Origin of the sequence: Nostoc sp. DedSLP03 (genome assembly GCF_034530815.1) — a bacterium.
Classification (GTDB): Bacteria; Cyanobacteriota; Cyanobacteriia; order Cyanobacteriales; family Nostocaceae; genus Nostoc.
Genome location: NZ_JAVRCK010000056.1, coordinates 23,943 through 48,652, shown reverse-complemented (window position 1 = coordinate 48,652; position 24,710 = coordinate 23,943). Strand labels below are relative to the sequence as shown.

Below are 24,710 nucleotides of genomic sequence, written 5' to 3'. Positions count from 1 at the left end.
CTCATTATTTTCGTGAATTGGTATTAGATAATCGTTTCGTAAGTTTGAAACTAACCTAATTGGTGAAGACAGTACCTCAAGGACTCCCCGAACTAAAGGTAGGGGAAGTGTAAAATTAAGTCTAGTTAGATAAACATTGGTATTGGGTTAAGTTCTTCTTCTTTTAAAGGTGCTGATAACCAACCTAACTTAACTGGGATATCGTAAAGGCGACCTGGAGCAAACCTATTCCAAAAGTGGCGTAATCCAGGGACAATAACTTTGACTACGTTCAAGCCAATATCGGGGCGAGTTTGGTCTAGAACCAGCATTTCTAAACCTAATTTTTTGACGATCTCTGCACAGATTTCTATATCTTCGCGCAAATCGCACTTGCTACCCAAATAATTATAGTCTGCATAAACTTTAGCAGGAGTGCGATCGCCAGGTACTAGATAAGGCTGATTTTCGACAGTAGCATTAGCATACCAGTAGGCCATATCAGTGTTTTCAGGGGCAGACTCAATTTCATTATCTAAATCGAAAGGTAAACTTTGATTCACTTCTGTCATTGCCCGTAAAATAGCAATAGTCGGATCGAAATGCGTTCCAAATCCGATTAAAATATTTTCTTTTTCTCCCTGAGTGTGGCGAGAAATTGCAGCAAAGCTGGGAATATTTAAATCGCTGGTGATATCCAGCACCCACAATTGACGGTGTAATTTTGTTTGGTAATAATCTTGCAAGTTGAGCAAATAAGGTTCGTTGAAACTCGCTAAATCAACTTGCGGTCTTTTGACGCGGTTATACCACCACAGTGCCACGCTATCCCGTTCAACTAATTCCATAAACCCTTGCAGAATAGCTTCTTCGAGAGTATTACCTGCTGCATTCCCGTTGGAATCTCCAAGGCAGAATTTATGTCCTTCGGGTAGCGAATAATCAAAATAGCAGAAAGCGGTAGGTAAATATTTTTGCGTTTGGTTAGTCAGCGACCAAACTTGTGTCCATTCAATCTCTTGAGTTAAATCGTAAGGGTCAGGAACCTGTGCAAAACTTCCGTGCTGAGGGTTCCATTCGTGACGATTTTGATATTGTTTGTCGCTATATAAAAGACATTTATGAGGGTGAATGGCTGCATCTCCGAGTTGAGCAAAAGTAGCTTTGATGCGATATTCCTCACCTGTAAAAATTCCCGAATAGCGTTCTAGAGCTTCACAAAGTGCGCTAGCTTTAGATTGGCTATCTGTCTTGCCTTTACCCGCACTCATAGAAGAATCTAAACTCTTTCGCAGGCGCTCGTAATTATCGAGATTCTCAGCACTTTTGTAAGTTGCAATGTAAGTATGAATTATATTTTCTGCTGTATTTAGTTTCACCAATTCTTTAACAATACCCGTTACCCAACTAACTTGATTGCTGTATTTCTCTACAGTTTGTTCTGGTCTAACTGTACGGTGTCCCCCATCATCAGTAAAATTTTTAGGACGACTTTGCAACTCAATTGGCTGTAATTGTTGCTTTTGCCAAAACTCTGGATTGCCGCAAACAGAACATTGAGGACGTTTAATTAAAGTGTGGTTTTGAGTTGATAAAGTTTCTGTATCAAAAGTGATTATTTTACCTTCTAGCTGTGGGCTTTTTTGCAGTACGATCCATTTAGCAACTTCTTGAGCAGCAAGATTTAAACTTATTTGCCAGCTAGAAGGCAGTAAAGCAGTTGAAGTAATTAGAGAAGTATCGATACTTTTTTGCTGTTTAATAGAAGTTTCTACGGAGAAATTTCTTTGCAATCTATGAGCGAGACATTGCCAACAACCTGTTTGTCCTGGAATAAAAATTGGCCCAATCCACGAAAACATTCCTATAGGCTTAATTAGCAACCAAGGTTTTTGGGTTTGGCGATTAAATTCTGCTAATTCTGGTTGCAAATAATCGTCAGTTAAAACAACAGTAAAGTCTGCTTCATTACTGATATTAATATGCAGACTTTTTAAAGCTTCGATAAATGGTGCTGATTGAATATTGCCGAAAGTTTGCACGGCAACGCGAGTAGTTTGCAATCTGCTGAAAGCAGTTTCACTATCAACCCCTAAGTAACTCCAAAAAGCTTGAACAGCATCAGGAAGGCGATCGCTTGCTTCAGTAATGTAACCTTTATCAGCTAATTTAGTTAAGATGCGATCGATTTGTGCGCGGTTGGTTGTCCATTTCAGCCTATTCGTAATTTGCTCTACAGTGTAGTTGCCATCAAGCAAAGGTGCTAAGAGTACATAAAGATTACCTGTTAAAGCAAAGCTTTTGCACTCGCTTAATAGGTAAACTTTTTTAGGCTGGACAATTTCAACTCGAAATTCTGGTTTAAATCTAGGTTTATTAAGCATCGGGTTTTAATTAGGTATTTTAGAGGATGTTTGTGAAGTAGCTTCATTAGACTTCTTGCAGAAGTCGGTAAAAGGGGAAGGTGGGGCCCCCTCTGGGGATAAGGGGCGGGGGAAAGGGGGAAAGGTATGTTATTTTCGCTTTCCCCTTTAACATGAGTCCCTTTTCCCACCTCTTGCAAAAAACACTTTTGCAAGAGGTCTATTAGATCGATATCCACTCTATCCCCACTTCAAGAAGGGGTAATATTCTTCTTAAATTCCGCCTTGATAAGGGGATGCAAGGGAAGCGAGAAACTTTTGATATATACAAAACTAGCTTTTAAAACATCCTCAACAGTTTATTGAGCCGCCACAGAAAAACAGGAATTTTGTCCTATTTTTATCCCTCCCGCCACGCGTTCCAATATGGCGATGCTTCGGCTATGCAGCATAACAACAACCACAAGCAGATGACCTTTTCCCTCCGATTAATGAGTAATTTAATTAATATCAGAAAGAAGCAAAACAACAACCAGTACCAGATGACCTTCTCCCTCCCGCCACCTGTTCCAATACCTCATCATCAAGTTCCCCTTCTGCTTGAGCCATAACTTCTTGATACTTTTGGATAGCTTCGGCGGCGGTAAATTCATATCCATGCTTTGCCCCAAACAAGACAAAGGCATTAGCTGCTTCTTCAATCTCCTCTTTGCCTTCTAAGACGGTAGTTGTTTCTTGTTGCAAACCGGCATCGCTATTGATTTTGTCTAAAAATTCTGTACAAGCTGCTAGACTCATTGGATCTCTCCCTCTAGAAAGATGATTTTTATTGCCACTTATTGTATCGGATTGATGACGTTTCGGCTATGTACTATAAACACCACCAGACGCCCTTTTCCCTCCCGCCACCTGTTCTAATACCTCATCATCAAGTTCCCCTTCTGCTTGAGCCATAACTTCTTGATACTTTTGGATAGCTTCGGCGGCGGTAAATTCATATCCATGCTTTGCCCCAAACAAGACAAAGGCATTAGCTGCTTCTTCAATCTCCTCTTTGCCTTCTAAGACGGTAGTTGTTTCTTGTTGCAAACCGGCATCGCTATTGATTTTGTCTAAAAATTCTGTACAAGCTGCTAAACTCACTATATCTCTCCCTTTATAAAGATGATTTTTATCGCTCATCATTATAAAAAGTTTTTTATTTTAGAGCCATTTCTAGGTTCGCGGTACAAGAATATTTACATAGGAACAAGTGAGATAAGCTTTGGCTTCAAAGGGTAGTCTGGGCTGATAGACCATTTTAATTTGACCGAAATTTCTCTCCATGACGTTGAGCAGTCGATTTTCTCGGAGTGCCGCAGCATTCTCTATTATCTGGAGGAAACTTGGTGGACTTGCTTTGATTTGCGTATAGCCCGGCCACTTTCGTAATGCCTCCCCTTTTTCTAGACTGCATAGCTGATGTCTCACTAAGATTTCTAAAAATTCCTGCCAAGGCGGAGCGTCTTTGGTAGTGCAGGTAGTAAAGTACTTTAACCCAATTCTCGGATATACTTGCTCGTCTACATCAAAAGTTAGTGTGAAAGGGCTAAAATTAGCAGGAGCGATCGCCATCATTTGAGCTAAACGGTCTGATTCGCCTTGCCAACCAATCTTTTCTAAATAGGGAATAGTTTGTTCTTTTGTAAATCCTGCTAACTGAAGTCTGGTAGTTTGCACGGGACGAGCAAACATCATGCCAACCATATTAATGTCAGTATTGGCAGGCATCAAATCGAAGCATTGTTCGAGTTTTCGCTCGACAGCAGGGGGTATATTTTCTTGTTTCACTAATCCCCAAACTTGAGTCAGAATTTCTTTAGCATTATCAAGTGCTTTCAGCGTTACCTGTTCAGTTATGTTGCCGCTTGTATCCTGAAATTCTTGAGTCAATTCTTTGTATAAGCCAAAAAAAAACTAGGAATAGGCGGGTATGTTAAAACGTCCTCAAGATCGAACTCTAGACCAGCTATTGAAATATCGTGTAATGGAGAAGTTGGATTTAACCACTGTTGATAGAAGTTTTGAATGCGTTGCCAAAGCGGGTGTTTAAAAATGTCTGTGCAAACAGGTAATTTCTGTTGCATATACGTAGAAAAATCTACTTGAGGATTATCATCCACTAAACGGCACTCTAAAATAAATTGAGAAAATGGCGGTAACTTAGGAACTAACTGTTCAATTTTTTGCCAAGCTTCTGAAGAAATTAGTTCTTCAGAGGTGTATTGTTTAAGTAAATCTAAATCGCTCTGTTGGCATGAATTCATATTAACAATTTCCTTCACTAGATTTTTTTGGTAAGGATTATTGGCGAGTAGGTGTGGCGAGTGTTATCAAGATAGAATTCAGAAGTCAGTCGTCAGAAGTCAGTATGAATTGGAGTCCGACTGGCGAATGAATAACTGGGTTTAAGATCCCCATCAAATCGTAGATTTGGTGCAAAACAATCAGTCGCGGATCGCCAATCCCCGACTGATAGCGCAGTGTTAGCGAGTCTTGCCTACGGCACGCCAAGGGCGAACGAGCGTCTTGATTCTGACTCCTGTTAGCGTAGCGGGGCGTAGCCCATTCTGACTTCTGAATTCTTCTTCAAAGTCCCTCATTTGCTCTTCGCCAGCGTATCCCGCCCGCTACCTGTGCCAATGCCGCCTCATCAAGTTCCCCTTCTCCCTCAGCAGTAATTTCTTGATACTTTTGGGTAGCTTCGGCGGCGGTAAATTCATATCCATGCTTTGATCCAAGCAATACAAAGGCGTTAGCTGCTTCTTCAATCTGCTCTTTATCTTCTAAGGCGGTAATTGCTTCTTGTTGCAAAGCAGCATCGCTATTGATTTTGTCTAAAAATTCCGTACAAGCTGCTAGACTCATTGTATCTCTCTCTCTAGAAAGGTGATTTTTATCGCTTTACATTATAGTTATATTTTTTATTTTTGTTTGAAGTATAAAAATATTTACACAATTTATATCATATCCGGTTAATTACTTACTAAACCCGAAGAACCCCACCCCGCCAAAGCTGTGCTTTATCTCCCTGCCCTTAATCCCCTCCCCGCTTGCGGGGAGGGGATTAAGGGGTGGGGTCTAATGAATCATAACTACTTACCCGAACATGATATTATTAATACTTTTTATTCAGCTTTAATTAATCGCGCATAAGCGCCATCAATATCTTTCATTTCTTCGTGAGTACCTCTTTGCACTACTTTCCCTCGTTCTAAAACAATAATCTCATCGCAATCCCGAATTGTACTCAAACGGTGAGCGATAATAATGCAAGTACAACCTCGTCGTCGAATGTAGCGATCGATAATTTTTTCTGTCTCTGCATCTAAAGCGCTGGTTGCTTCATCCATCACTAAAATTGCCGGATTATTAACCAAAGAACGGGCAATTTCTAAGCGTTGACGCTGACCTCCGCTTAAATTAGCACCTCCTTGCAATAATTTGCCATCTAAACCCCCAGGAATCGCCATTACCACATCTAAAATTGCGGCATCTTGACAGGCTTTTAGTAATTGGGAATTAGGAATTGTTTCATCCCACAGCGTCAAATTATCTCGTACTGTTCCGCTAAATAGAAAAATATCTTGTTCCACCATTGAGAGGGAATTAGCTAACACTGCACGGGGAATTTGTTGTCGAGGAATGCCATCAAATAAGATTTCGCCTTCCCAAAGTTCGTACAGTCCCGTAACAATTTTAGAAAGAGTAGATTTACCAGAACCGCTAGTACCTACAAATGCTACTCTTTGCCCTGGTTTCAGTTGACAGCTAAAGTTTTTAATTAATGGTTCTTCTATCCGACTGTAACCAAAGGTAATGTTTTGCAGTTCGACATATCCTTGCAAGCGACAACGATCTGAAAATTTAGCATATTCAATTTGAGTGCGATCGCGCTGTAATTCTGAGTTTAAATTTGGATCGATCGCGTTATCTAAAGCATCATCTAATCGCTTCAAATCGCCATCAATCGCTTGAATTGTACTGCCCAAACCGACTAAACTATTAACTGGTTGCTGCAATCTGGTCATTAAAGTTTGAAAAGCCACTAACATCCCAATACTGATATAGCCATCTATCACTCGCAAACCTCCTACAACTAGCAACAGCATGGAAGTTAAAGCTGTTAATAAAGGTGGTAAAGCTTCCAAAATTAAATCGGTTTGCAGCAATTCTTGTTGCGAGTTATTAGCTTTAGCATAATATCCTGCCCAGCGACTAAAGAAATCTGATTCTAATGCTGCTGATTTAATGGTTTCAATACTTTCTAAAGCCCCAATTTCTACGCCAGCAATTTTACCATAATCTACACTTAGGCGCATATTTGTATCAATTCGTTTTCGCGCTACCCATTGCAAAAACCCAATATTAATTGCTACTGCTACTAAACCGATCGCTGTTAGCATCCAATCGTAAGCTAACATCACCGCCCCATAAAAAACTAACATCACTGCATCTATAGTCGTTCGCGCTAACTGACCGGAAAGTATTTTCGCTACCTTATAATTAAGAGCGGCACGATTGCTAATTTCTCCCGCAAATCTCTGAGCATAAAAACCAATTGGCAAGCGGAGAACGTGCCATAAAAAATTTCCTGTCATGCTAATTGACAATCTAATTTGTAAATACCGCAGCTTTCGGGTTTGCAGAATTGTTAATATTGCTTGCAACAATACTGCAATTCCCATTCCTAACACCAAAGGCTTTAACCAATCAAAGCGATTTTCAATCAAGATATTATCAACGAAAACTTGGCTGAGGGAAGCAATAGCTAATTCGGGAATAACTAAAAAAAATCCAGCCAGAATGCAGAAAAAAAGTTCGTCAAACGAGCCTCGCAAGCGTTTATAAAGTGCATTAATAATACTTGGTTTTCTGCCGCCTTTTTTAAATTCTGCACCTGGGTCCATGAGTAAAACTACGCCTGTATAAGCTTCGTCAAACTCTTGCAGATTTACGCTGCGCGGCCCCGTAGCTGGATCGTTTAACCAAACCCGTTCTTGTCCGAAACCTTCTACCACTAAAAAGTGATTGAAGTTCCAGAAAACAATAAAAGGTGGTTTTAATTGTTGCAGTTGCTTAAGTCCTTTTTTAAAGCCTTTTGCTTGTAACCCGTAGTTTCTAGCTGCTTTTAAAACATTTGATGCTTTAGAACCATCGCGGGAAACGCCACAACTAACCCGCAGTTCTGCTAAAGGAACGATGCGACCATAATAAGCTAATACTATTCCCAAAGCTGCCGCCCCGCACTCTACTGCTTCCATCTGCAACAAAGTTGGCGTTTTAAAGCGAATATTTTGAAATTTGGAAACTTGAGAATTTGTGTTTTCTGGATCTGATTTTTTAAATCTTTTAAAGAAATTCATCGTTAATATATTTGATTAGCAAAATATAAATTATCAAGATAGAATTCAGGAGTCAGTCGTCAGAATTCAGTATGAATTGGAGTCCGACTGGCGAATGAATAACTGGGTTTAAGACCCCTACCAAATCGTAGATTTGGTGCAATACACTCAGTCGCGGATCTGAATCCCCGACTGATTAATTCTGACTCCTGAATTCTGAATTCTGAATTCTTCTTCATTTGATTCCACTAAATTCTCGTAAAATCGGCAGTACAAAAGTAATTGGCGCTCTTTCTTCAACTGTGACTCGAACTGAAGCTGTAGTTCCCGAAGTAATTTTTGAATTTGGTCCTTGAGAAGATGACCATTTATAACCAGTAACAGTGCTGCTATCGTTAGTAAGATTAGCAGTTGCTTCGATCGCGCCAGTTTCACCAATCAAACTTCTAACAACTTCTGAATTGCCAATTACCGAAACAGTTCCTTCTTGAGTTACTGGTAGTGGCGAAACGCGAGTAATCTTTCCCACAATTCCCCCAAATCGCTCTCTTTGGACTGTATCGGGAGTAATCAAAATCGACATTCCTGGCTGAATTTGTTTGCCGTCTTTAATCGTAAAATAAGCGATCGCCTTAGCTGACTCCTGAGTGCTACCTATACGCAATATTCCCAATCGAGTTCCAGGTTGAACCACTTGCCCCAATGTTGTATTTAACTCCAAAATACATCCAGCTTGGGGACTTAAGATTTGACTATTATCTTTTATTTGCTGTTCTAATCTACTAATCTCTCGGTTAACTGCGGCAATTTCTTTATCCCTTTGATTTGTAGTTTCTAAATTTTCTCGATCCAAGCGTTTACTTTTAACATTCAGTTCTCCTAACTGAATCTGAACGTCGCTCATAGAACGGATTTGTTCTAAATAAGTGCGCTCAACTTCGCTATTGCGAGCTTCTAGTTGTTTGAGTTGAACTTGAATATCAGCAAGGTTCTGACGTGTTTGCACGTACTCTTGTTCGGCTTGCAGCAACGAATCTTTTGATAATCCCCCCGCATCTGCTAAATTTTGTCGTTGCTTGAGCCTTGTTTGCATCACTGGTACTAAAGTTTGAGCATCTCGAAGACGCTGTTCTAAACTTTGACGCTGTTGAGCGATCGCGGTTAGTTCTTTATCTCTCAGTAGCGGTGCAACCGCACTAATATCTTGGAGACGTTGTTGCAAGTTGGTGCGATTGGCAGTAATGATATTTCTTTCTGTTTCTAGCTGTTGTTTGGATAAAACCAACGTATCTTGAGCTTGTCTTTGCAATTGAGCTAACTGTTGACGCGCTAGCTGTAACTGTTTTTGCAAGTCAGCCGGATAAATTGTTGCGAGGAGTTGGTTTTTCTTGACACATTGCCCGCTAGCAACATTTAAAGCTTGAATTTGTCCGGCGATAGATGACTGAAACTCAACTACCTGACGAGGTTGAATAAATATACCTCGACCGTCAACGGTAATGGGAATGCAACCAACTATGCTCCAGATTACGCCGCCAATTGCTAAACCGTTCAACGCCATCAACGCCAGCCAATCTTTCGGGCTAATTACTTGCATTAACCGATCTAAGCGTTCCGGTGAGGATAGACGTTCTAAAGATTCTTGGCGGAAAATGCTCTCTTTTTTATTATTTCGATTAAAAAGCATCTGTTTTGATCTAGTTAGCGGCGGAGTTGATTAATCATCCAGTCGAAACGAGTACCTGCGATCGCTTTGCAAACGGTGTTCGATATTGTGTTTGGGTATGGTTAGTAATTGGGCAGTTTCGGTAACTGTGACTGAGTATAAATCTGGGCGATCGTCTAGTAAGGAAGTTTCACCAATCAGTTCGCCAGCCGATATCTCCATTAATTGCTGCTTGCTGTCATCTGCTTGGGTAGAAGTGGCTGTAAGATTGCCACTTAAACAGAGATAGATGAAAGGAGAAAATTTACCTGCTTTTATTAAAACTGTCCCAGGTTGATGGGTTTCGGCTTGAGCCATTGACTCTATCCACTCGAAATCGGTTGCTTGTAAATTCCGAAAATTATCAAAGCTAGAGAATATCTGAGTCATATTGATTTGGGCTGTTAATTAAAAACTCGTTTAGAAACATAATTAATAAGGTTGTACGCTCAGATAAGGCTTAAACGCTATTAGTTTGAAAAATCATCTATAGCAACAAGTAATTATTTGTCAGTAAATAGTATTTTTGTACTATTAATTCAACTCATGTATGCGTTGCCACTTTTGTTGTGTAATTTGTATCGTTCGGTTGATGAATTACAATCAAAGTCTTCAAAACAGAGTCTTACTTTAAGCTTTCCCTAAGCAGCAGCTTTTCTAACACAAAAGCTTCCAAAACGAATCTTCGCGTCAGATTTCTCACCAACATCCCATCACTCCAATAGCCCACATCAGCAGGACTTTCGGTAATCACTCGTGAGAATAGATTGGGGAGGCGATGGACTATGCCCCATAAAAGCGATCGCAGCGAGCAAATGGGTTGGTAAGTTTCTGCGGCCTCCAAAAACAGGCGCTCGCTGGCGACTAACTGCCCAAAGATGGGTTGGTCACATTCCCTTAACTAATGATTTTCACATTGCCCTGTGCCCCAAAGTCAAGCTAGGTAATCTTCTGCGAATGCTGGAGTATGCCTATGATCTCAAAAGTTTTCGCTTTTTGTCAGGACTGGTTGATTGTCAAACACTCTTAGAATTTTATGAACGACTGGCTGATATTTTAGCCTTAGCCCGTCGCATTCTCAACCGAGGTCGCCAGGGTTTCTACCGTGCCTATATCGCCAAGACAGAACATTTACCTTATGTTCGGGGACGTAACTATAAAATTTGTAGATGATTACTGTGAATATTACAGAAAGTTATTTCCATAAGTCAGGAGTTATGAAGCGTTTAAATATCTGCATACAGAATACCATCGAAAAGTTGTACTTCATTCGTAAGGCTATTATTTACTAGAACGCCAAATAGGACAAATACAGTAAAAAAACTAAAGCTAAACATGACGATTGGGAAAAATCGTTGAACAGAAATCATATTTCGACTCCAATGATTGTTTTATAATTCTTGAACGCAAGCGATCGTACCATGCAAAATCTAGTAAATGTGCGTTTTGAAAACATGCGAACGCATTTAGCAATACTGATAAACAGTAATATCTCTAAATTACAGACTGGCTTGTTTGAATTGACATTTGTTTATTTCTGATTTGAGTAATTTAATTAGTAACTCAATTGCTTTTGCTTTACTCTATATTACAGTTATCGGCAAATAAATTCATGCACAATTTCTGCTTATTAATGTACATAAATTTACTACTTTAACTGCAATTTTATGCACATCAATATTTAATAGCGATAAATAGTTTGGCAAATTTTTTAAAATTTAAAATACTTAAAAAGGTTGATAACGCAATGAGAAATTAAATCCATTATCTTGCAGCGAGTCACCTTTATTATCGACTCCAAATAGTGGAATTCCATAGTCTGCGCGTAAATTTAAGCCTTGAAATGGTTGCCATCGCAAGCCTAAACCCAAGCTAGTAAGGGTTTGAGGACTAGGATTACTCATGCGATTATTCTACCCAGTACCAAAATCGAAAAATGGTACTAACTGTAGGATATTAGTGTTAGATGTCAGGGGAATACGAGCTTCAATAGAGGCAATTATCCCATTGTCGGTAACGACTTGATTCTGGTTATATCCGCGAACTGTTTCAACTCCGCCAATGCTAAATTTTTCTAAAGAAAGTAGAGAGTCACCAGTTAGTTGCGCGTCAATTTTTGCTACTATAATCGTGCGAGGAGATAATTTTTGCACCCATTGAAATTGCCCCAACCAAGTTAAAAATCGCCCGTCTGTGCCTGTATCATTTACTGTTGCGTCGAATGCACCTATACCTATATTAAATTGCGATCGCGCAGCTAAAACCCTATTTGCATCTCGCTGCAACCAATCTTGAGAAAACCGAATTGCTGTAACTTTCGATTCTCCTTCTTCGGGACCTTCAGAAAATGAGAAGGGGATATCATCAAGTAAGAATGTTTGACTGCGACGTAAATCAAATGCTAAACCAAGGGCAAATTCGCTATTGGGAGTACACTGTAACGGTTGACGAATATTAAATGAAAAAGTACGACTTTTGCTGCGAATATTTAAATCACGAAAGTCGTCTTCAATAATTTTACTATCGCTGTTGTTATAGCGGACACCAATTGTTCCATCTAAAGCGTTAAAAGGAACATTGTAGCTGAAATCGTAGAGGTTTAACCCTTTAGTAATTCCATATTCAGCGTAGAATTTATCACCAAAACCCAGTACGTTTTCATGTTCGATGAATACACTTCCTTGTTCAGAACCGATGCTGGAAGATTGGCTATTAGCAACTTCCATTCCAGCGTGAAATGCAGGTGCTTCCTTGAGTTGCAAGCGTAAAATATTGCGCCCAGGAGTACTTCCAGCTGTCAGTTCAGCTTTAACCTGTGCAATTAAAGGGTCAATTTGTAATAATTGCAATGCTTGTTCAAGTCGTTTCTGATTGAAGGGTATCTGCGTAGCGCGAGCAATTCGAGAACACACATATCCTTCTTGAAGCCTTTGCAGTCCGCTTACTTCTACAGCTTCCAATTCCCCTTCGACTATTTGGATTTTAACTATACCACTGTTAAGATTTTGGTTGTTAAGGAGAAATGCACCACTGGTGATGTAACCTTTTTTGATGTAGCGTTGGGTGATTTGCGATCGCAATTCTAATAACTGCTCGAACCGAATGTATTTATTTTCTAGCGATCGTTTTAATTTAGTGATTTCTTCTTTTAAAACAGTATTGCCGATAATTTGAATTTCTTTCACAAAAAAGCTTTCACCTGTGGGAATTATATCCAGTGGATTCTCAGTTGGATTTGGAAACAGAATAAGATTACTGGGAGATGGGGGAGTGTAAATTGGTGATGATGTCGATTGAGGAATTGTTTGTTCGACTTTACCAGGAGTATTAGGAGGAATAGTTACACCTGATGGAGGTGTAGATTGGGCAAATATTGGATGGGGATTATTAATGCATGAAAAAAATATTAAAACAATAGTTTTAACTCGGAGATATAAATTCATTTTTGGTTTTTGAATTACTTTTTTAATTTGAATGGTTATTTGGGGTTGACAAACACAATATCAGTGGTGAGGCTGATTAAGTATAAATTTTACTCTTGTTACTCGAACTTCACCAGTTTTTACCAGGACTTACGCAACTGGCATAAGCAATGGCGTGGCTTTTGGAAGTAGCACAATTGATACAAAACCTTAAAAAGCTTGCGGTATCGTCAAATTCGTAGACTAGACTAGAACCACAGGGTAACAATCAAAGGAAGATTATGATGAGCGATCGCGACTATACCTTAATCATTGATAAAAGCGGTAGTATGTCTACACCCGACCAAGTGGGTGGTAGAAGTAGATGGGAAATTGCTCAAGAGTCTACTCTTGCTTTGGCCAGAAAGGCCGAACAGTTTGACCCCGATGGCATCACCGTTTACGTGTTTTCTGGTAGATTTAAACGCTACGATGATGTCACCTCAGCCAAAGTCGCCCAGATATTTCTCGAAAATGACCCTGCTGGCACAACAAATTTAGCTGGTGTACTCCAGGATGCCCTCAATAACTACTTTCAACGCAAAGCGGCTGGTAAAACCAAGCCAAACGGAGAGACAATTTTAGTTATCACCGATGGTGAACCAGACGATCGCAAAGCTGTGTTTGAAGTCATTATTCATGCTACTCGCCAAATGGAACGTGATGAAGAATTAGGAATTTCGATTATTCAAGTAGGTTCAGATGCCCAAGCAACTAAATTCCTCAAGGCCTTGGATGACCAATTACAAAGTGTTGGCGCTAAATTTGATATTTGCGATACCGTCACTTTAGACGACTTAGAAGAAATGAGTCTTGTAGATGTATTGACGAACGCCATAACTGACTAATATAGCAGGATTCAGAATTCAGAATTCAGAATTCAGGAGTAAAACACGCTTTATACTTGGGTAACAGACCTCCCTTGTATACCTCAGCAACCCCTAAATATGCTGTATGTTTGGCGATCGCCCATAGTTCAGCAACTATTAATTCTTAATTGGAGAACCGAATCATGCTAGAAAATCGTGATTATACCTTGATTATTGACAAAAGCGGTAGTATGGCAACCCAAGATCAAAAGGGTGGTAGAACTAGATGGGTTGCAGCCCAAGAATCAACTTTAGCTTTAGCTAGTAAATGCGAGCAATTTGACCCAGATGGCATTACTATCTATGTATTTTCTGGCAAATTTAAGCGATACGAAAATGTCACATCCAGCAAGGTGTCACAAATTTTTCGAGAGAACGATCCCTCTGGTACAACTGACTTGGCAAGTGTATTAAAACATGCAACTGATGATTACCTTCAACGCAAAGCAGCCGGTCAAACCAAACCAAATGGTGAAACAATTTTAGTAGTTACTGATGGTGAGCCGGACGATCGCAAAGCAGTCATGAGGGTGATTATTGAAGCTTCTCGCCGCATCGATCGAGATGAAGAATTAGCTATTTCTTTTATTCAAGTTGGCACAGATCAACAAGCTACCCGCTTTCTCAAAGTCTTAGATGATGAACTCCAAAGTGCTGGTGCTAAGTTTGATATCTGTGACACCATTACTATGGAAGACATGGAAGATTTGAGTCTATCGGAAGTGCTACTCAATGCTATTAATGACTAGCTATACTATTTTTTAGGAATTGCAAAAATGGATTCCCTTGATAAGCTGTTAGCCCAACTCGAAACTGAATACAAAGAAGTACAACCACAACCGCAATCAAAATCAGCCACAGCCAAATCGTTTATTCCACCATTGCCGAAGTCGGCATCTTTCATGGATAAACTTTTAGCAGAAGTTCAGGCTGATTTTGCCCAAGAGGATGCTGCTATTGAATTAAAAAGACAGCAAGAACTAGAACAAGAAAGGATTCGACAAGAACAACTCAAAGCCAAACAACTAGAGGCTTTGAAAGTGCAAGCAAAAGAATGGTTAGCCAAAGTAGATCCACTTTCATCCGAAGGACTTTGGTTTGAAAGGTTTGCTGAAAGTTACCCTTCAAAATTAGAGGCAGCGATTGAATATTTAAAAAGCAATGAATAAACTTCAAATTTAAAATTTAAGACCCCATAGATAAATCTGCTCGCTAGAATTGAAAATTAGCAAATTTAATTGAAGTAAGCGCAAATAATTCTACCAATTTGAAAAACGAATCCGACAAATAGACCATTTGTAAAGACGCAATGAATCGCGTCTTTACCAAGGATATGTTGCAATCATTAATTGAATCGGTATTAGAAGATGTGTTGGGTGTATTACCGCATTAGCGTAACGCACCGAAAACCTCAAATAGTGAGTTACGAATGCCATAAACTACCATACATATCAAAGTTAAGTTAGCAATTATTGTTTATTCACTCACTATAATTAATATTAATGGTGATTTGTTCGAGCTAAATGTTGCACAGCCCATTCATGCATAGCATAGAGAATTGGTTGCAAAGTTTCTCCTAAAGGCGTCAGTGAATATTCTACCTTGGGTGGAATTTGGGGATAAACTTCTCGATGAATAATGCCGTCTTCCTCCATTTCTCTGAGTTGTTGGGTTAGCATCTTTTGCGTAACTCCAGGTAAAGCTCGTTGCAGTTCACCAAACCGTTTGACGCCAGTCATTAATTCTCTAATAATCAAAACCTTCCAGCGTCCGCCAATCACTTTTAGGGTAGTTTCTACTTCACAAGTCAGCCTGAGATGGTTTTCTGCTTCAGCTTTCATAGTTTTTTTGTAGGAATAACCAGAAGGAAGGTTTGCTTGGTAGTACCGTTAGTTATCTGATTATTACTTGTTTTATGTCTTTCATAATTAGTGTAGCAGCTGCGGGAATATGAAAAGTTTTCACAAGGCTAGACTTGTTCCTGCTTTACCTGTTGTTAAATAATTGCAAATTCAAGCAAAGAAGCTTCAAAAATCTCAGGTTATGCTAGAGAATATAGAAATCCCTGGCTAACGAAAGTTTCAGCCAGGGGTAGTCGATCGTTAAATACTCAGCATATCTATAATTACGTAGCTACCAACTCAGAATCAATTTCCGATGGCGCACTATCTTGGACTAGCGATCGCGTTTCGCCGTTACGCTCAAGGATACCGCCAACCATTGCCAACAAAGCATTCACCTTGCGGGTTCGCCACATATCTACGAGGTTTTGCACTTCAGTTGCAGACATCCGGCGCATCATCGCTTCGTAGAGATAAGCAGCGTGTCCCGTTTCATCTTGGGCAATACTTAGCATTCCTAATTTCAAGTTACGAGCGGTTGGCTCGTTGTCAGGTAATACTTTCGCCATTCGCGCAAAGTCTTTACTAGCATCTAACTCCAGAATGTATGTGCTAGCCATAAACGTATCCCAATCAATCACAGCAGGTTTGAGTTGTTCTTGAGGGTAGCCCTCATAGAATGCTGCAAAAAAGGGACTACGCTGTTGTGATTTTTTTGTAGATGTAGTTTCGGGTTGACGCTTGAAATCTATAACTTGTTTATTGAGCTGTTGTAAGGCGTGGGCAAAAATTTGACCATGCCTAGTTTCATCTGATGCATGTTTTGCTAGTTTTTCGGCTAACCATGTATCGCCTTCGGCTGCGGCGCGATCGCTAAGTGCAGATAGAAATGGCACAGAGCCAGATTCCGCCAACTGAAACCCTGCAAGGATATTGGGACGGGTTTTAGAATCACGAATTTGAGCAGCAGAGTAATAGGCAAAGACACCTGAACCAGCTAAATGCAGAACGTTAGTCAAGAAGTTCATCAAAAATTCTCGCTGACAATTGGAAGGTTACAATTCTTATACTAATCCGCATTTTCTATTCGTTACCGCCAAAGGTTCTTATCATTTTGAATTTTGAATTTTGAATTACCTGTGGCAGTATGTTAACGGTTAACAAATATATCTTTGCATTTTGTTAGTATCATCCCACAGAGATAATTTGGTAATTTTGGATGGAGAAATTAACTAAACCAGTGCGATTTTGGCTTTGTGCAACTATCATAATTTTGGGTTTATTCGGCTGCGATCGCTTGATCGGTACTTCTGGAGAACCAGTTGAACGAGTCAGTGATGGCGATACTTTAGTAGTAAAAGATGCCGATGGCAAAAATCTGACAGTGCGCTTTGCTTGTGTAGACGCGCCAGAAATAGCTCATACAAACAAAGAAAAGCAGAGTAAACGTATTAGCGATCGCAATCAATTTACTTGGGGTGTGAAAGCCCAAGAACGGGTGCAACAACTGGTGCAACAAGGAGGCTCGCGCGTGACTTTGAATATCACCGATAGCGATCGCTATGGACGCAAAATTGCCGAAGTCCGTTTAAAAAATGGTACTTTTGTGCAACAGGTATTGTTGCAAGAAGGTTTAGCAAAAGTCTATCGTCCCTATTTAAACAAGTGTCCTAGTAAAGATTTAGTTCAACAAGCCGAAGCTAAGGCTAAGGAGCAACGGCTTGGCGTTTGGAGCGATACTAAATTTATAAATCCTTGGGAATATCGCAGTCTATATAAGAAGTAAAACAGGAGTCAGAATTCACCAATTCACCAATTCTGAATTGGTGAAACTCTACCCATAAAGGGATAGAGTTTTAATAAGAAAAACTTTAGCAGTTTCTACTTGAATGCACTATTACATTTTTTAGCATTTGCTATTTGGGCAATAACTTAGCAACTTCCTCCCCTGCTCCCCTGCCTCCTCTACTCCTCTCCCCAAGTTTGCAGTTGCAAATAAACTAGTACCAGCGTCACTGCTAATAATACAGTCGCTCCTGCTGCTGCATAACCAAAATCAAATTGACCAAAAGCCTCTTGGTAAATGTAGTAAACCAGCAGATTAGTTGAATTTAGTGGCCCACCGCCAGTCATCACAAAAACTTGCTCAAAACTCCGCAATGTAAAAATTGCGGTAGTAATGACTGCAAATATTATAGTCGGGCGCAATCCGGGTAAAGTAATATACCAAAATTGTTGCCAAGCATTTGCTCCATCTAAGTCTGCTGCTTCATAACGACTGGGAGGAATTGCTTGCAACCCTGCTAAAAAAACTACCATATTGAAACCCAGTTGTTTCCAAATACTCATTAAAATAATTACTGGCATTGCCCAAAATGTGTCTCCTAGCCAAGGTATTTCTGAAATGCCAAAAAAATCTAAAAGTCCGTTAACTGGTCCTGATGTCTGAAACAGCCAGCGAAATCCCAAACCCGCTGCCACAATTGAAATAATTGAGGGTAAAAAATAAGTACTTCGCAGGATGCCCCGCAAGGGAATGGAGCGGTTTAATAGTATTGCCAATGCCAAGGAGATAACTAAACTAGGAATGATGGTGGCAACAGTAAAATAGAAGGTGTTACCCAAAACTTGCAAGAAGTCGGGGTTGAGTAGCAAGCGCCAATAGTTTTTTAAGCCTATCCAATAAATACCTTTTAAGGTGAAACTACCAGCAGTGAAACTGAGGTAGAACAAATAAGCGATCGGCCAAATTATAAAAACGCCCAGCAAAATTAATGCCGGTGCGAGAAAAATCCACGCGGCTACTGTATCATTATCCAACCACGACTTAGTATATATTTTTGACATCTATAATTAACCTTTTTAGCTGTTATGACTCTTTGCCTTGATTCTACCCTGAGCTTAATTTCTCCCAACATTAGCGATCGCTTGTGGTTTGCTCTTGGTTCCTGTATCGTTATCCAATCACGACTTAGTATATATTTTTGGCATCTATAATTTTCCCTCTTAGCTGTTTATGACCCTGTGCCCTGATTCTACCCTTAGCTTGGTTTCTCCCAGTATTAGCGATGTGTATCAACTATTCGCCCCTTTAAAACTGGGAATTATGGCTTCTGGGAATGGCAGCAATTTTGATGTAGTTGCCCAAGCTATCGAAGATGGACGACTAAATGCCCAAATTCAAGTTTTAATTTACAATAATCCCTCGGCCAAAGCAGCCATCAGAGCAGCTAATAGAGGTGTAGAAACCGTCTTATTAAATCACCGCAACTATCAAAATCGAGAAGAGTTTGATGAAAAAATTGTGCAGACATTGCGGCACTACGATGTAGAGTGGGTGATTTTGGCAGGGTGGATGCGACTATTAACGTCAGTTTTCATTGATGCCTTTCCTGAGAAGATTATCAATATCCATCCTAGTTTGTTACCTAGTTTCAAAGGAATTCATGCTGTAGAACAAGCCTTGGCATCTGGGGTAAAAATTACTGGTTGTACAGTGCATATAGCTTGCTTAGAAATGGATAGCGGCCCAATATTAATGCAAGCCGCAGTACCAGTACTGCCGGATGATACAGCAGAAACACTCCACGCCAGGATTCAAATTCAGGAACATCGAATTTTACCATTAGCGATCGCTCTAGCAGCTTCGTCAAAACTTACACTAAGCGTAACGTAAAAATACATATATCAATTAAGGGCGCACAGCTAGCTGCGCGCCCCTACTATTCCTCAGAGTTCACTTCAGCAGTTTGATACGCTTGTAGGAGCCTAGCATGATCGAGAGTAAATCCTACTTGCATCGCTATCTGACCAAATAAATCAATCTCAGATTGTTGCCAATCGCGGGGTTCAGAACACTGATGTGCAATTAACAAGCCAAATAGCTGCTCATCTTTAATAATTGGTGCTACTAAATTTGCTTTCACACCAAAAGATTCGAGCAGTTTAATGTGACAATCAGTCAAACTAGACTCATAAATGTTGTTGATTGCGACAACGCGACCAGATTGGTACTTTTCTACATAGCTTTCAGTAAAACAAGGGTCGTGAATTTTAGACCGCAAAACTTTGGGATAACCTGGAACCACTGATTCAGCAATAATAATTCCGAACCAATTAGCGTAAAAGCTATAAATCAAAACTCGGTCAGTACTAAGTGCTTTGCGAACCTCTTCCACAGTAGTTTTGATGATATCCTCTTCTTTGAGGGATTGGCGAATGCTGCGGATAATATCCACTAGTAACTGACTTCGCATCCTTTCTGCTTCGATTCTTTGCAGGAGTCTTGCATGGTCGAGAGCAAATCCGACTTGCATCGCTATCTGACCAAATAAATCAATTTCAGTTTGTTGCCAATCGCGGGGTTTGGAGCATTGATGTGCAATTAACAAGCCGAATAGTTGTTCATCTTTAATAATGGGGGCGACTAAATTTGCTTTGACAGCAAAGGATTCGAGCAGGTGAATGTGACAATCAGCTAAAGCAGCTTCATAAATGTTGTTGATTGCCAGAACGCGACCAGACTGATACTCTTCTACATAGCCTTGACCGAAACATGGGTCTTGGATTTCAGCTCGTAAAACTTTTGGGTAGGTGAGAACAACTGATTCAGCAATCACTGTTCCAGACCAATTACCATCAAAGCTATAAACCATCACTCGGTCAGCACTCAGAGCTTTGCGAACCTCTTCCACAGTGGTTTTGAGGACATCCTCTTCGTTGAGTGATTGGCGAATAATGCCGATAGTATCTGCTAACAACTGACTTTGCACACCCTCAGCCTCGATTCGTTGCAGGAGTCTTGCATGGTCGAGAGCAAACCCGACTTGCATCGCTATCTGAGCAAATAAATCAATCTCAGATTGTTGCCAATCACGGGGTCTGGAGCATTGATGTGCAATTAATAAGCCAAATAGCTGTTCATCTTTGAGAATTGGGGCGACCAAATTTGCTTTCACAGCAAAGGATTCGAGCAGGCTAATGTGACAATCAGCCAAACCTGCTTCATAAATGTTGTTTGTGGCTACAACGCGACCAGACTGATACTTTTCTACATAACCCTGACCGAAACAGATGTCTTGAATTTCAGACCGCAAAACTTTGGGATAACCTGGAACCACTGATTCGGCAATTATAATTCCAGACCAATTAGGGTAAAAGCTATAAACCAGTACTCGGTCAGTACTCAGAGCTTTGCGAACCTCTTCCACCGTCGTTTTGAGGACATCTTCTTCGTTGAGCGATTGGCGAATGCTGCGGGTAATTTCGATAAATACCTGAGCATTATCTGCCTTAGTATCTACTTTTTGTAGAAGGTTGGCGTAGTCAAGGGCAAATCCTACTTGCATGGCTATCTGAGAGAACAAATCAATCTCAGATTGTTGCCAAGAGCGAATTCTAGAACACTGATGTGCAATCAATAAACCGAATAGCTGTTTGCCTTTGAGAATCGGTGCGACTAAATTAGATTTGACAGCAAATTGCTCCAGCAACTCAATATCAGCATCACTGAGATCGCCTTGATGGATATTATCAATAGCATGGATGCTACCATTCTGATATTTGTCTATATACCCTGCCTCAAATCCAGGCTCGGAGACTGTAAACCCTAATATTTTTGGTAAACCAGGTGCTACTGATTCAGCGATAAAGGTTCCATTATAGTTGGAGTCGAAGCAAAAGATGGTGACGCGATCGATGCTTAAAGCTTTACGAATTTCTTCTGAAGTAGTTTTGAAAACATCTTCTTCATTGAATGATTCTCGCACCCAACGGGTAATTTTGATTAATATTTGGGAATAATCAGCTTCGGCTTCTTTCTCCTCTACCAAAACCGAAAGCAGGTCTGTGAATAAGGTAATGTTTCTCTCTAACATTACTAATTCATCTTGGCTTGCGATAAAGACTTGAGTAAACTCACTGTCTGGACGTAGCCTCTTTTTAATATTATTAGAAATTGCAGCAGCCTTGCTAACTCGACTCATAACTCGATTTGTGACAAAAACAGCGATCGCAGCTGTTACAATTGCTGTCACTCCCATACCAGTTAACAAGAGTGACAATTGTCTTTGTAGAGCTTCAGTTTCTGTTGATCTTTCTGTACTCTCTTGTCTGATTTGCGGAGTTTGTGTCTTAATTAAATTAATCCCATAGTTGTAAGTAGCTGTTCCAATTGCAACCACAGGAAGAACACTGATACTTAGTGCCCAAACTATTGCTTTAGTCTTTAAACTCAATTTTTGTTGCCAGAGTCTCTGTTGGCGATTTCGTCTTGCTTGGTTTTGAAAAAAAGACTGACTCATAAATGAAACCTGGATTGCTGCAAGTGAGAATCAAGTAAATAACCTCACCACCAAATTCTACATAAAACTTATAAAACAAGGACTGGCTTTCAGGAGTATTTTAAGGCACTAATGTTCTAGGTCATCTCCCATAATGCTTTTGTTTGCTTAGACCTCTTGCAAAAATATATTTTTGCACTCTTAGGGGAAAGGGTAAAGGTTAAAGGGAAAGGATTTTGAGTTTCTTTACCTTTTCCCCCGCCCCTTATCCCCTTCTTGGGACCCCACCTTCCCCTTTTCCCGGACAAATGCCAAGAAGTCTCTTGAAATTCAAAAAAATTGGGTCTGATTAACAGGTTTGTCAACAATCTTATAGCGATCGCTTGGTTGTAATGCCTTATTTTCTCATTAGGAGTTGTAGTTTGCTGACAACACAGCCAACCAATCTTTATTTTTTAATATCATGTCCGCCTAATTAATTATAATTCCCACATCTGTGCAAAAAGAAAGAAAACTCTTTCTCCCCTGCCCCCTGCCCCCTGCCCCCTGCCCCCTAGCCTCCATAGGCTAATCTGCAATCAACTCGACAGCATCTCGTCCATCAGAATTTTGTAAGTAAACTTTGACAATTTCTTCTTTAGCTGTAGGCAACTTCTTGCCAATAAAATCTGGGTGAATTGGCAATTCTCGATGGCCTCTGTCTACTAACACAGCTAAACGAATCACCTCTGGCCTACCGTAATCGTTGACTGCGTTCAAAGCTGCGCGAATCGTCCGTCCTTTAAAAATCACATCATCCACCAGTACAACCGTTTTCCCCGTAAGATCGAAAGGAATTTCGCTTTTCGTTGGAGTCCGCAATCCAATTTTGTCGAGGTCATCTCGATAAAATGTAATGTCCAAAGCACCCACTGACACTGCTACACCTTCGAGCGTCTCAATCTGACGCGCCAATAGTTCGGCTAATAACGCACCCCTGGTATAAATACCAAGAAGCACCAGTTGAGACAAATCACGCGTCCTTTCGACAATTTGAGAAGCAAGACGAGTCAAGGTACGACGGATTTCTTCGGATGAGAGAATTTCAACTACTTTGGCAGACATAGCGAGTGATAAGTTAGGAGTGATAAGTTAAGAGTTAGGAGTTTTTATTCTTAACTCCTAACTCCTAACTCCTAACTTTATATTTATCATTACCTATTTGGGAGCATTAAGAATATTGCGATCGCTATCCCTAACCATAGCAAATAACAATATCGAGTCAGCTGTAAAGCATTCTGAATAGAAGTTGCAGTAATGGCATAAAGAGCATCTCCTAGCAGTGGTTTGTATTTAGCTACCCCCCGATACCAATTTGTACCCCCCATCTGCACACCTAAAAATGCAGCATAGGCGCACTCACTCCAACCAGAATTGGGACTAGGATCGTTAATTGCATCCCGACGACAAATTTGCCAAATATGCATCGGTTTACCCGATAGCAGCGCCAGAGTCACAACTGTTAACCGACAAGGTAGCCAAGTCAAATAATCTTCTAACCGCGCACAGAACCATCCCAAATAAGTATAGGGTGCTTCCCGATAACCCACCATTGAATCAAGGGTACTGCTGGCTTTATATGCTAAAGCTAAAGGAGTTGGCCCCACAACTGGTATAAAGACACCAACAATTGCATAAAAAAGTGGAGCCATTACCCCATCTGTAGCATTTTCTGCAACCGTTTCTAAAACAGCTCGGTAAATTTCTGCTTGTGAGAGGTTTTGAGTATCTCGACCAACGTAATTACTTAAAATCTTCCGAGCCTTCTTTAAATCTCCGATTGTTAAAGGTTGTAAAACAGCCTCCGCTGCTACTCGCAAACTTCTGCCAGCAAAACAACTAGCCAAAAGAATGCTATTTATTGCAATTCCTAAGAGTGGATGAACCCATCTGGCAATTTGAATCATCAAAAAGCCAACAAGACCGCTACCAATTATCAAGATAATACCTAATACAATTCCAGCTAGGCGTTGTGTTAGAGAATTTTGACATAAGTGGAGAAAAAACTTGGTTAGGCGAGAAATTACCCACCCCATAATTTGCACTGGATGAGGCCAATCCCAAGGATCGCCAATTAAGTAATCTAAAAATGCTGCAATTATTAAGATATAGATATTATTAGTCATAAGTCACAAGTCTTGGGTTCAAAGTCAAGGGTCAATCTTTTGACTATTGACCAAAGCAACGGAAACGTCTTTGGCTTTGCTCTTGACTAAACTACAAAACTAGCTTCTTCTCCAAGAGAAGCTTGCCGACTGCGAGCATCGTAATAAAGGTCTGCCAGAGTAATACTGTATAAAGCTTCTTTGAGTTTTTGGTTGAGTCTCTGCCAGAGGCTAAACGTTACCCAATCTTCAGCTTGTGTTGGTGCTGGGGTGTGATGAGGTAAATGGCTAGTCTCGCCAACAGCTTCTAAAATTTCTCCTATAGATATTTGTGCAGGCTCTCTTGCCAATTGATATCCGCCGATGCTACCACGAATTGATTTCACTATTGACGCACGACGCATTTCTATTAGTAGTTTTTCGAGGTAAGGAGCTGGGATATCTTGGCGTTTTGCGATCGCTTTCACAGATGCAGGCCCATATCTTGGCTGTAAACTTAAATCTAGCAACGCCTTTACACTATAGTGTCCTCTGGTAGTTAATTTCATTTTGGCAAGTTTTGTTGTTTGTCCTTTGTCATTTGTCATTTGTCATTTGTTCTTTGTAAATAACCAATGACCAAGACTTCAACTTTTTGATGACGCGCTGTTCGCGTTCGCTCAGTACAAGTAACCAATGACCAA

The 24,710-nt window shown here is 40.3% G+C and carries 22 protein-coding genes and 1 pseudogene; 6 read left to right on the top strand and 17 right to left on the bottom strand.

Translation table 11 applies throughout. The annotated features are described in order from the left end of the window. Positions 1–125 precede the first annotated feature (125 nt). From RM368_RS24200 to RM368_RS24160, 9 genes are all read right to left on the bottom strand, one after another. Positions 126–2,363 carry a TOMM precursor leader peptide-binding protein gene (locus RM368_RS24200; protein ID WP_322696394.1) on the bottom strand — a complete coding sequence of 746 codons (2,238 nt, stop codon included), beginning with the start codon at positions 2,361–2,363 and terminating at the stop codon, positions 126–128. Between the two features lie 489 nt (positions 2,364–2,852). Beyond that, a complete protein-coding gene (locus RM368_RS24195) occupies positions 2,853–3,140 on the bottom strand; it encodes a Nif11 family protein (RefSeq protein WP_322696393.1) in 288 nt (95 codons plus the stop codon). 66 nt (positions 3,141–3,206) lie between these two features. Continuing rightward, positions 3,207–3,527, bottom strand: a complete 321-nt coding sequence (locus RM368_RS24190; RefSeq protein ID WP_322696392.1) for a Nif11 family protein — start codon at positions 3,525–3,527, stop codon at positions 3,207–3,209. 30 nt (positions 3,528–3,557) lie between these two features. Continuing rightward, complete coding sequence (locus RM368_RS24185; RefSeq protein WP_322696391.1) at positions 3,558–4,274, bottom strand: hypothetical protein; 717 nt, start codon at positions 4,272–4,274, stop codon at positions 3,558–3,560. Beyond that, positions 4,271–4,648 carry a hypothetical protein gene (locus tag RM368_RS24180; RefSeq protein WP_322696390.1) on the bottom strand — a complete coding sequence of 126 codons (378 nt, stop codon included), beginning with the start codon at positions 4,646–4,648 and terminating at the stop codon, positions 4,271–4,273. The genes RM368_RS24185 and RM368_RS24180 overlap by 4 nt, the downstream gene beginning before the upstream one ends. A 322-nt stretch (positions 4,649–4,970) precedes the next feature. Then, on the bottom strand, positions 4,971–5,249 hold the full coding sequence (locus RM368_RS24175) for a Nif11 family protein (protein ID WP_322696389.1): 279 nt from the start codon (positions 5,247–5,249) through the stop codon (positions 4,971–4,973). Between the two features lie 260 nt (positions 5,250–5,509). After that, entirely contained in the window at positions 5,510–7,747 is a 2,238-nt protein-coding gene (locus RM368_RS24170) for an NHLP family bacteriocin export ABC transporter peptidase/permease/ATPase subunit (protein ID WP_322696388.1), read from the bottom strand. A 214-nt stretch (positions 7,748–7,961) separates the two neighbouring features. Further along, positions 7,962–9,413: an NHLP bacteriocin system secretion protein gene (locus tag RM368_RS24165; RefSeq protein ID WP_322696387.1), complete on the bottom strand. Its 1,452-nt coding sequence runs from the start codon at positions 9,411–9,413 to the stop codon at positions 7,962–7,964. A gap of 30 nt (positions 9,414–9,443) precedes the next feature. After that, positions 9,444–9,821 (bottom strand): cyclic nucleotide-binding domain-containing protein, encoded by a 378-nt coding sequence (locus RM368_RS24160; RefSeq protein WP_322696386.1) that lies wholly within the window; start codon positions 9,819–9,821, stop codon positions 9,444–9,446. Between the two features lie 366 nt (positions 9,822–10,187). Between RM368_RS24160 and RM368_RS24155 the strand changes: the two genes are divergently transcribed. Beyond that, a complete protein-coding gene (locus RM368_RS24155; RefSeq protein ID WP_322696385.1) occupies positions 10,188–10,604 on the top strand; it encodes a 5-methylcytosine restriction system specificity protein McrC in 417 nt (138 codons plus the stop codon). Between the two features lie 554 nt (positions 10,605–11,158). On the opposite strand, the pseudogene RM368_RS24145 reads toward RM368_RS24155, so the two are convergent. Beyond that, positions 11,159–12,874, bottom strand: a pseudogene (locus RM368_RS24145) (ShlB/FhaC/HecB family hemolysin secretion/activation protein). A gap of 260 nt (positions 12,875–13,134) precedes the next feature. Here RM368_RS24145 and RM368_RS24140 point away from each other — a divergent pair. From RM368_RS24140 to RM368_RS24130, 3 genes are all read left to right on the top strand, one after another. Then, positions 13,135–13,740, top strand: a complete 606-nt coding sequence (locus RM368_RS24140) for a VWA domain-containing protein (protein WP_322686512.1) — start codon at positions 13,135–13,137, stop codon at positions 13,738–13,740. Positions 13,741–13,904: 164 nt separating this feature from the next. Continuing rightward, positions 13,905–14,510, top strand: a complete 606-nt coding sequence (locus RM368_RS24135) for a vWA domain-containing protein (protein WP_292869171.1) — start codon at positions 13,905–13,907, stop codon at positions 14,508–14,510. A gap of 27 nt (positions 14,511–14,537) precedes the next feature. Then, positions 14,538–14,930 (top strand): salt stress protein, Slr1339 family, encoded by a 393-nt coding sequence (locus RM368_RS24130; RefSeq protein ID WP_322696382.1) that lies wholly within the window; start codon positions 14,538–14,540, stop codon positions 14,928–14,930. A 330-nt stretch (positions 14,931–15,260) separates the two neighbouring features. On the opposite strand, the gene RM368_RS24125 is transcribed toward RM368_RS24130, so the two are convergent. Further along, positions 15,261–15,602 carry a helix-turn-helix domain-containing protein gene (locus RM368_RS24125; RefSeq protein WP_322696381.1) on the bottom strand — a complete coding sequence of 114 codons (342 nt, stop codon included), beginning with the start codon at positions 15,600–15,602 and terminating at the stop codon, positions 15,261–15,263. Between the two features lie 284 nt (positions 15,603–15,886). After that, entirely contained in the window at positions 15,887–16,630 is a 744-nt protein-coding gene (locus RM368_RS24120) for a ferritin-like domain-containing protein (protein ID WP_322696380.1), read from the bottom strand. A gap of 191 nt (positions 16,631–16,821) precedes the next feature. On the opposite strand from RM368_RS24120, the gene RM368_RS24115 reads away from it, so the two are divergent. Beyond that, positions 16,822–17,388, top strand: coding sequence for a thermonuclease family protein (locus tag RM368_RS24115; RefSeq protein ID WP_322696379.1), 567 nt, complete (start codon positions 16,822–16,824; stop codon positions 17,386–17,388). A gap of 179 nt (positions 17,389–17,567) precedes the next feature. Here the strand turns inward: RM368_RS24115 and RM368_RS24110 are convergent, their stop codons facing one another. Further along, on the bottom strand, positions 17,568–18,449 hold the full coding sequence (locus tag RM368_RS24110) for a sugar ABC transporter permease (RefSeq protein WP_322696378.1): 882 nt from the start codon (positions 18,447–18,449) through the stop codon (positions 17,568–17,570). A gap of 169 nt (positions 18,450–18,618) precedes the next feature. Here RM368_RS24110 and purN point away from each other — a divergent pair, with 169 nt between their 5' ends. Then, entirely contained in the window at positions 18,619–19,278 is a 660-nt protein-coding gene (gene purN / locus RM368_RS24105; protein ID WP_322696377.1) for a phosphoribosylglycinamide formyltransferase, read from the top strand. Positions 19,279–19,324: 46 nt separating this feature from the next. Here the strand turns inward: purN and RM368_RS24100 are convergent, their stop codons facing one another. The 4 genes from RM368_RS24100 to RM368_RS24085 all read right to left on the bottom strand — a co-directional run bounded on the left by RM368_RS24100 (position 19,325) and on the right by RM368_RS24085 (position 24,575). Continuing rightward, positions 19,325–21,904, bottom strand: coding sequence for a GAF domain-containing protein (locus RM368_RS24100; protein WP_322696376.1), 2,580 nt, complete (start codon positions 21,902–21,904; stop codon positions 19,325–19,327). 546 nt (positions 21,905–22,450) lie between these two features. Further along, a complete protein-coding gene (gene pyrR / locus RM368_RS24095) occupies positions 22,451–22,987 on the bottom strand; it encodes a bifunctional pyr operon transcriptional regulator/uracil phosphoribosyltransferase PyrR (RefSeq protein WP_322696375.1) in 537 nt (178 codons plus the stop codon). An 89-nt stretch (positions 22,988–23,076) separates the two neighbouring features. After that, positions 23,077–24,048 carry an adenosylcobinamide-phosphate synthase CbiB gene (gene cbiB / locus RM368_RS24090; RefSeq protein ID WP_322696374.1) on the bottom strand — a complete coding sequence of 324 codons (972 nt, stop codon included), beginning with the start codon at positions 24,046–24,048 and terminating at the stop codon, positions 23,077–23,079. An 86-nt stretch (positions 24,049–24,134) separates the two neighbouring features. After that, on the bottom strand, positions 24,135–24,575 hold the full coding sequence (locus tag RM368_RS24085; RefSeq protein WP_322696401.1) for an Rrf2 family transcriptional regulator: 441 nt from the start codon (positions 24,573–24,575) through the stop codon (positions 24,135–24,137). Positions 24,576–24,710 lie beyond the last annotated feature (135 nt).

Excerpts from the sequence above, each read along its gene's own strand:
- RM368_RS24200 (WP_322696394.1), bottom strand. The coding sequence starts at position 2,363 with ATGCTTAATAAACCTAGATTTAAACCAGAATTTCGAGTTGAAATTGTC.
- RM368_RS24195 (WP_322696393.1), bottom strand. The coding sequence starts at position 3,140 with ATGAGTCTAGCAGCTTGTACAGAATTTTTAGACAAAATCAATAGCGAT.
- RM368_RS24190 (WP_322696392.1), bottom strand. The coding sequence starts at position 3,527 with ATGATGAGCGATAAAAATCATCTTTATAAAGGGAGAGATATAGTGAGT.
- RM368_RS24180 (WP_322696390.1), bottom strand. The coding sequence starts at position 4,648 with ATGAATTCATGCCAACAGAGCGATTTAGATTTACTTAAACAATACACC.
- RM368_RS24175 (WP_322696389.1), bottom strand. The coding sequence starts at position 5,249 with ATGAGTCTAGCAGCTTGTACGGAATTTTTAGACAAAATCAATAGCGAT.
- RM368_RS24170 (WP_322696388.1), bottom strand. The coding sequence starts at position 7,747 with ATGAATTTCTTTAAAAGATTTAAAAAATCAGATCCAGAAAACACAAAT.
- RM368_RS24165 (WP_322696387.1), bottom strand. The coding sequence starts at position 9,413 with ATGCTTTTTAATCGAAATAATAAAAAAGAGAGCATTTTCCGCCAAGAA.
- RM368_RS24160 (WP_322696386.1), bottom strand. The coding sequence starts at position 9,821 with ATGACTCAGATATTCTCTAGCTTTGATAATTTTCGGAATTTACAAGCA.
- RM368_RS24140 (WP_322686512.1), top strand. The coding sequence starts at position 13,135 with ATGATGAGCGATCGCGACTATACCTTAATCATTGATAAAAGCGGTAGT.
- RM368_RS24135 (WP_292869171.1), top strand. The coding sequence starts at position 13,905 with ATGCTAGAAAATCGTGATTATACCTTGATTATTGACAAAAGCGGTAGT.
- RM368_RS24130 (WP_322696382.1), top strand. The coding sequence starts at position 14,538 with ATGGATTCCCTTGATAAGCTGTTAGCCCAACTCGAAACTGAATACAAA.
- RM368_RS24125 (WP_322696381.1), bottom strand. The coding sequence starts at position 15,602 with ATGAAAGCTGAAGCAGAAAACCATCTCAGGCTGACTTGTGAAGTAGAA.
- RM368_RS24120 (WP_322696380.1), bottom strand. The coding sequence starts at position 16,630 with ATGAACTTCTTGACTAACGTTCTGCATTTAGCTGGTTCAGGTGTCTTT.
- RM368_RS24115 (WP_322696379.1), top strand. The coding sequence starts at position 16,822 with ATGGAGAAATTAACTAAACCAGTGCGATTTTGGCTTTGTGCAACTATC.
- RM368_RS24110 (WP_322696378.1), bottom strand. The coding sequence starts at position 18,449 with ATGTCAAAAATATATACTAAGTCGTGGTTGGATAATGATACAGTAGCC.
- purN (WP_322696377.1), top strand. The coding sequence starts at position 18,619 with ATGACCCTGTGCCCTGATTCTACCCTTAGCTTGGTTTCTCCCAGTATT.
- RM368_RS24100 (WP_322696376.1), bottom strand. The coding sequence starts at position 21,904 with ATGAGTCAGTCTTTTTTTCAAAACCAAGCAAGACGAAATCGCCAACAG.
- pyrR (WP_322696375.1), bottom strand. The coding sequence starts at position 22,987 with ATGTCTGCCAAAGTAGTTGAAATTCTCTCATCCGAAGAAATCCGTCGT.
- cbiB (WP_322696374.1), bottom strand. The coding sequence starts at position 24,048 with ATGACTAATAATATCTATATCTTAATAATTGCAGCATTTTTAGATTAC.
- RM368_RS24085 (WP_322696401.1), bottom strand. The coding sequence starts at position 24,575 with ATGAAATTAACTACCAGAGGACACTATAGTGTAAAGGCGTTGCTAGAT.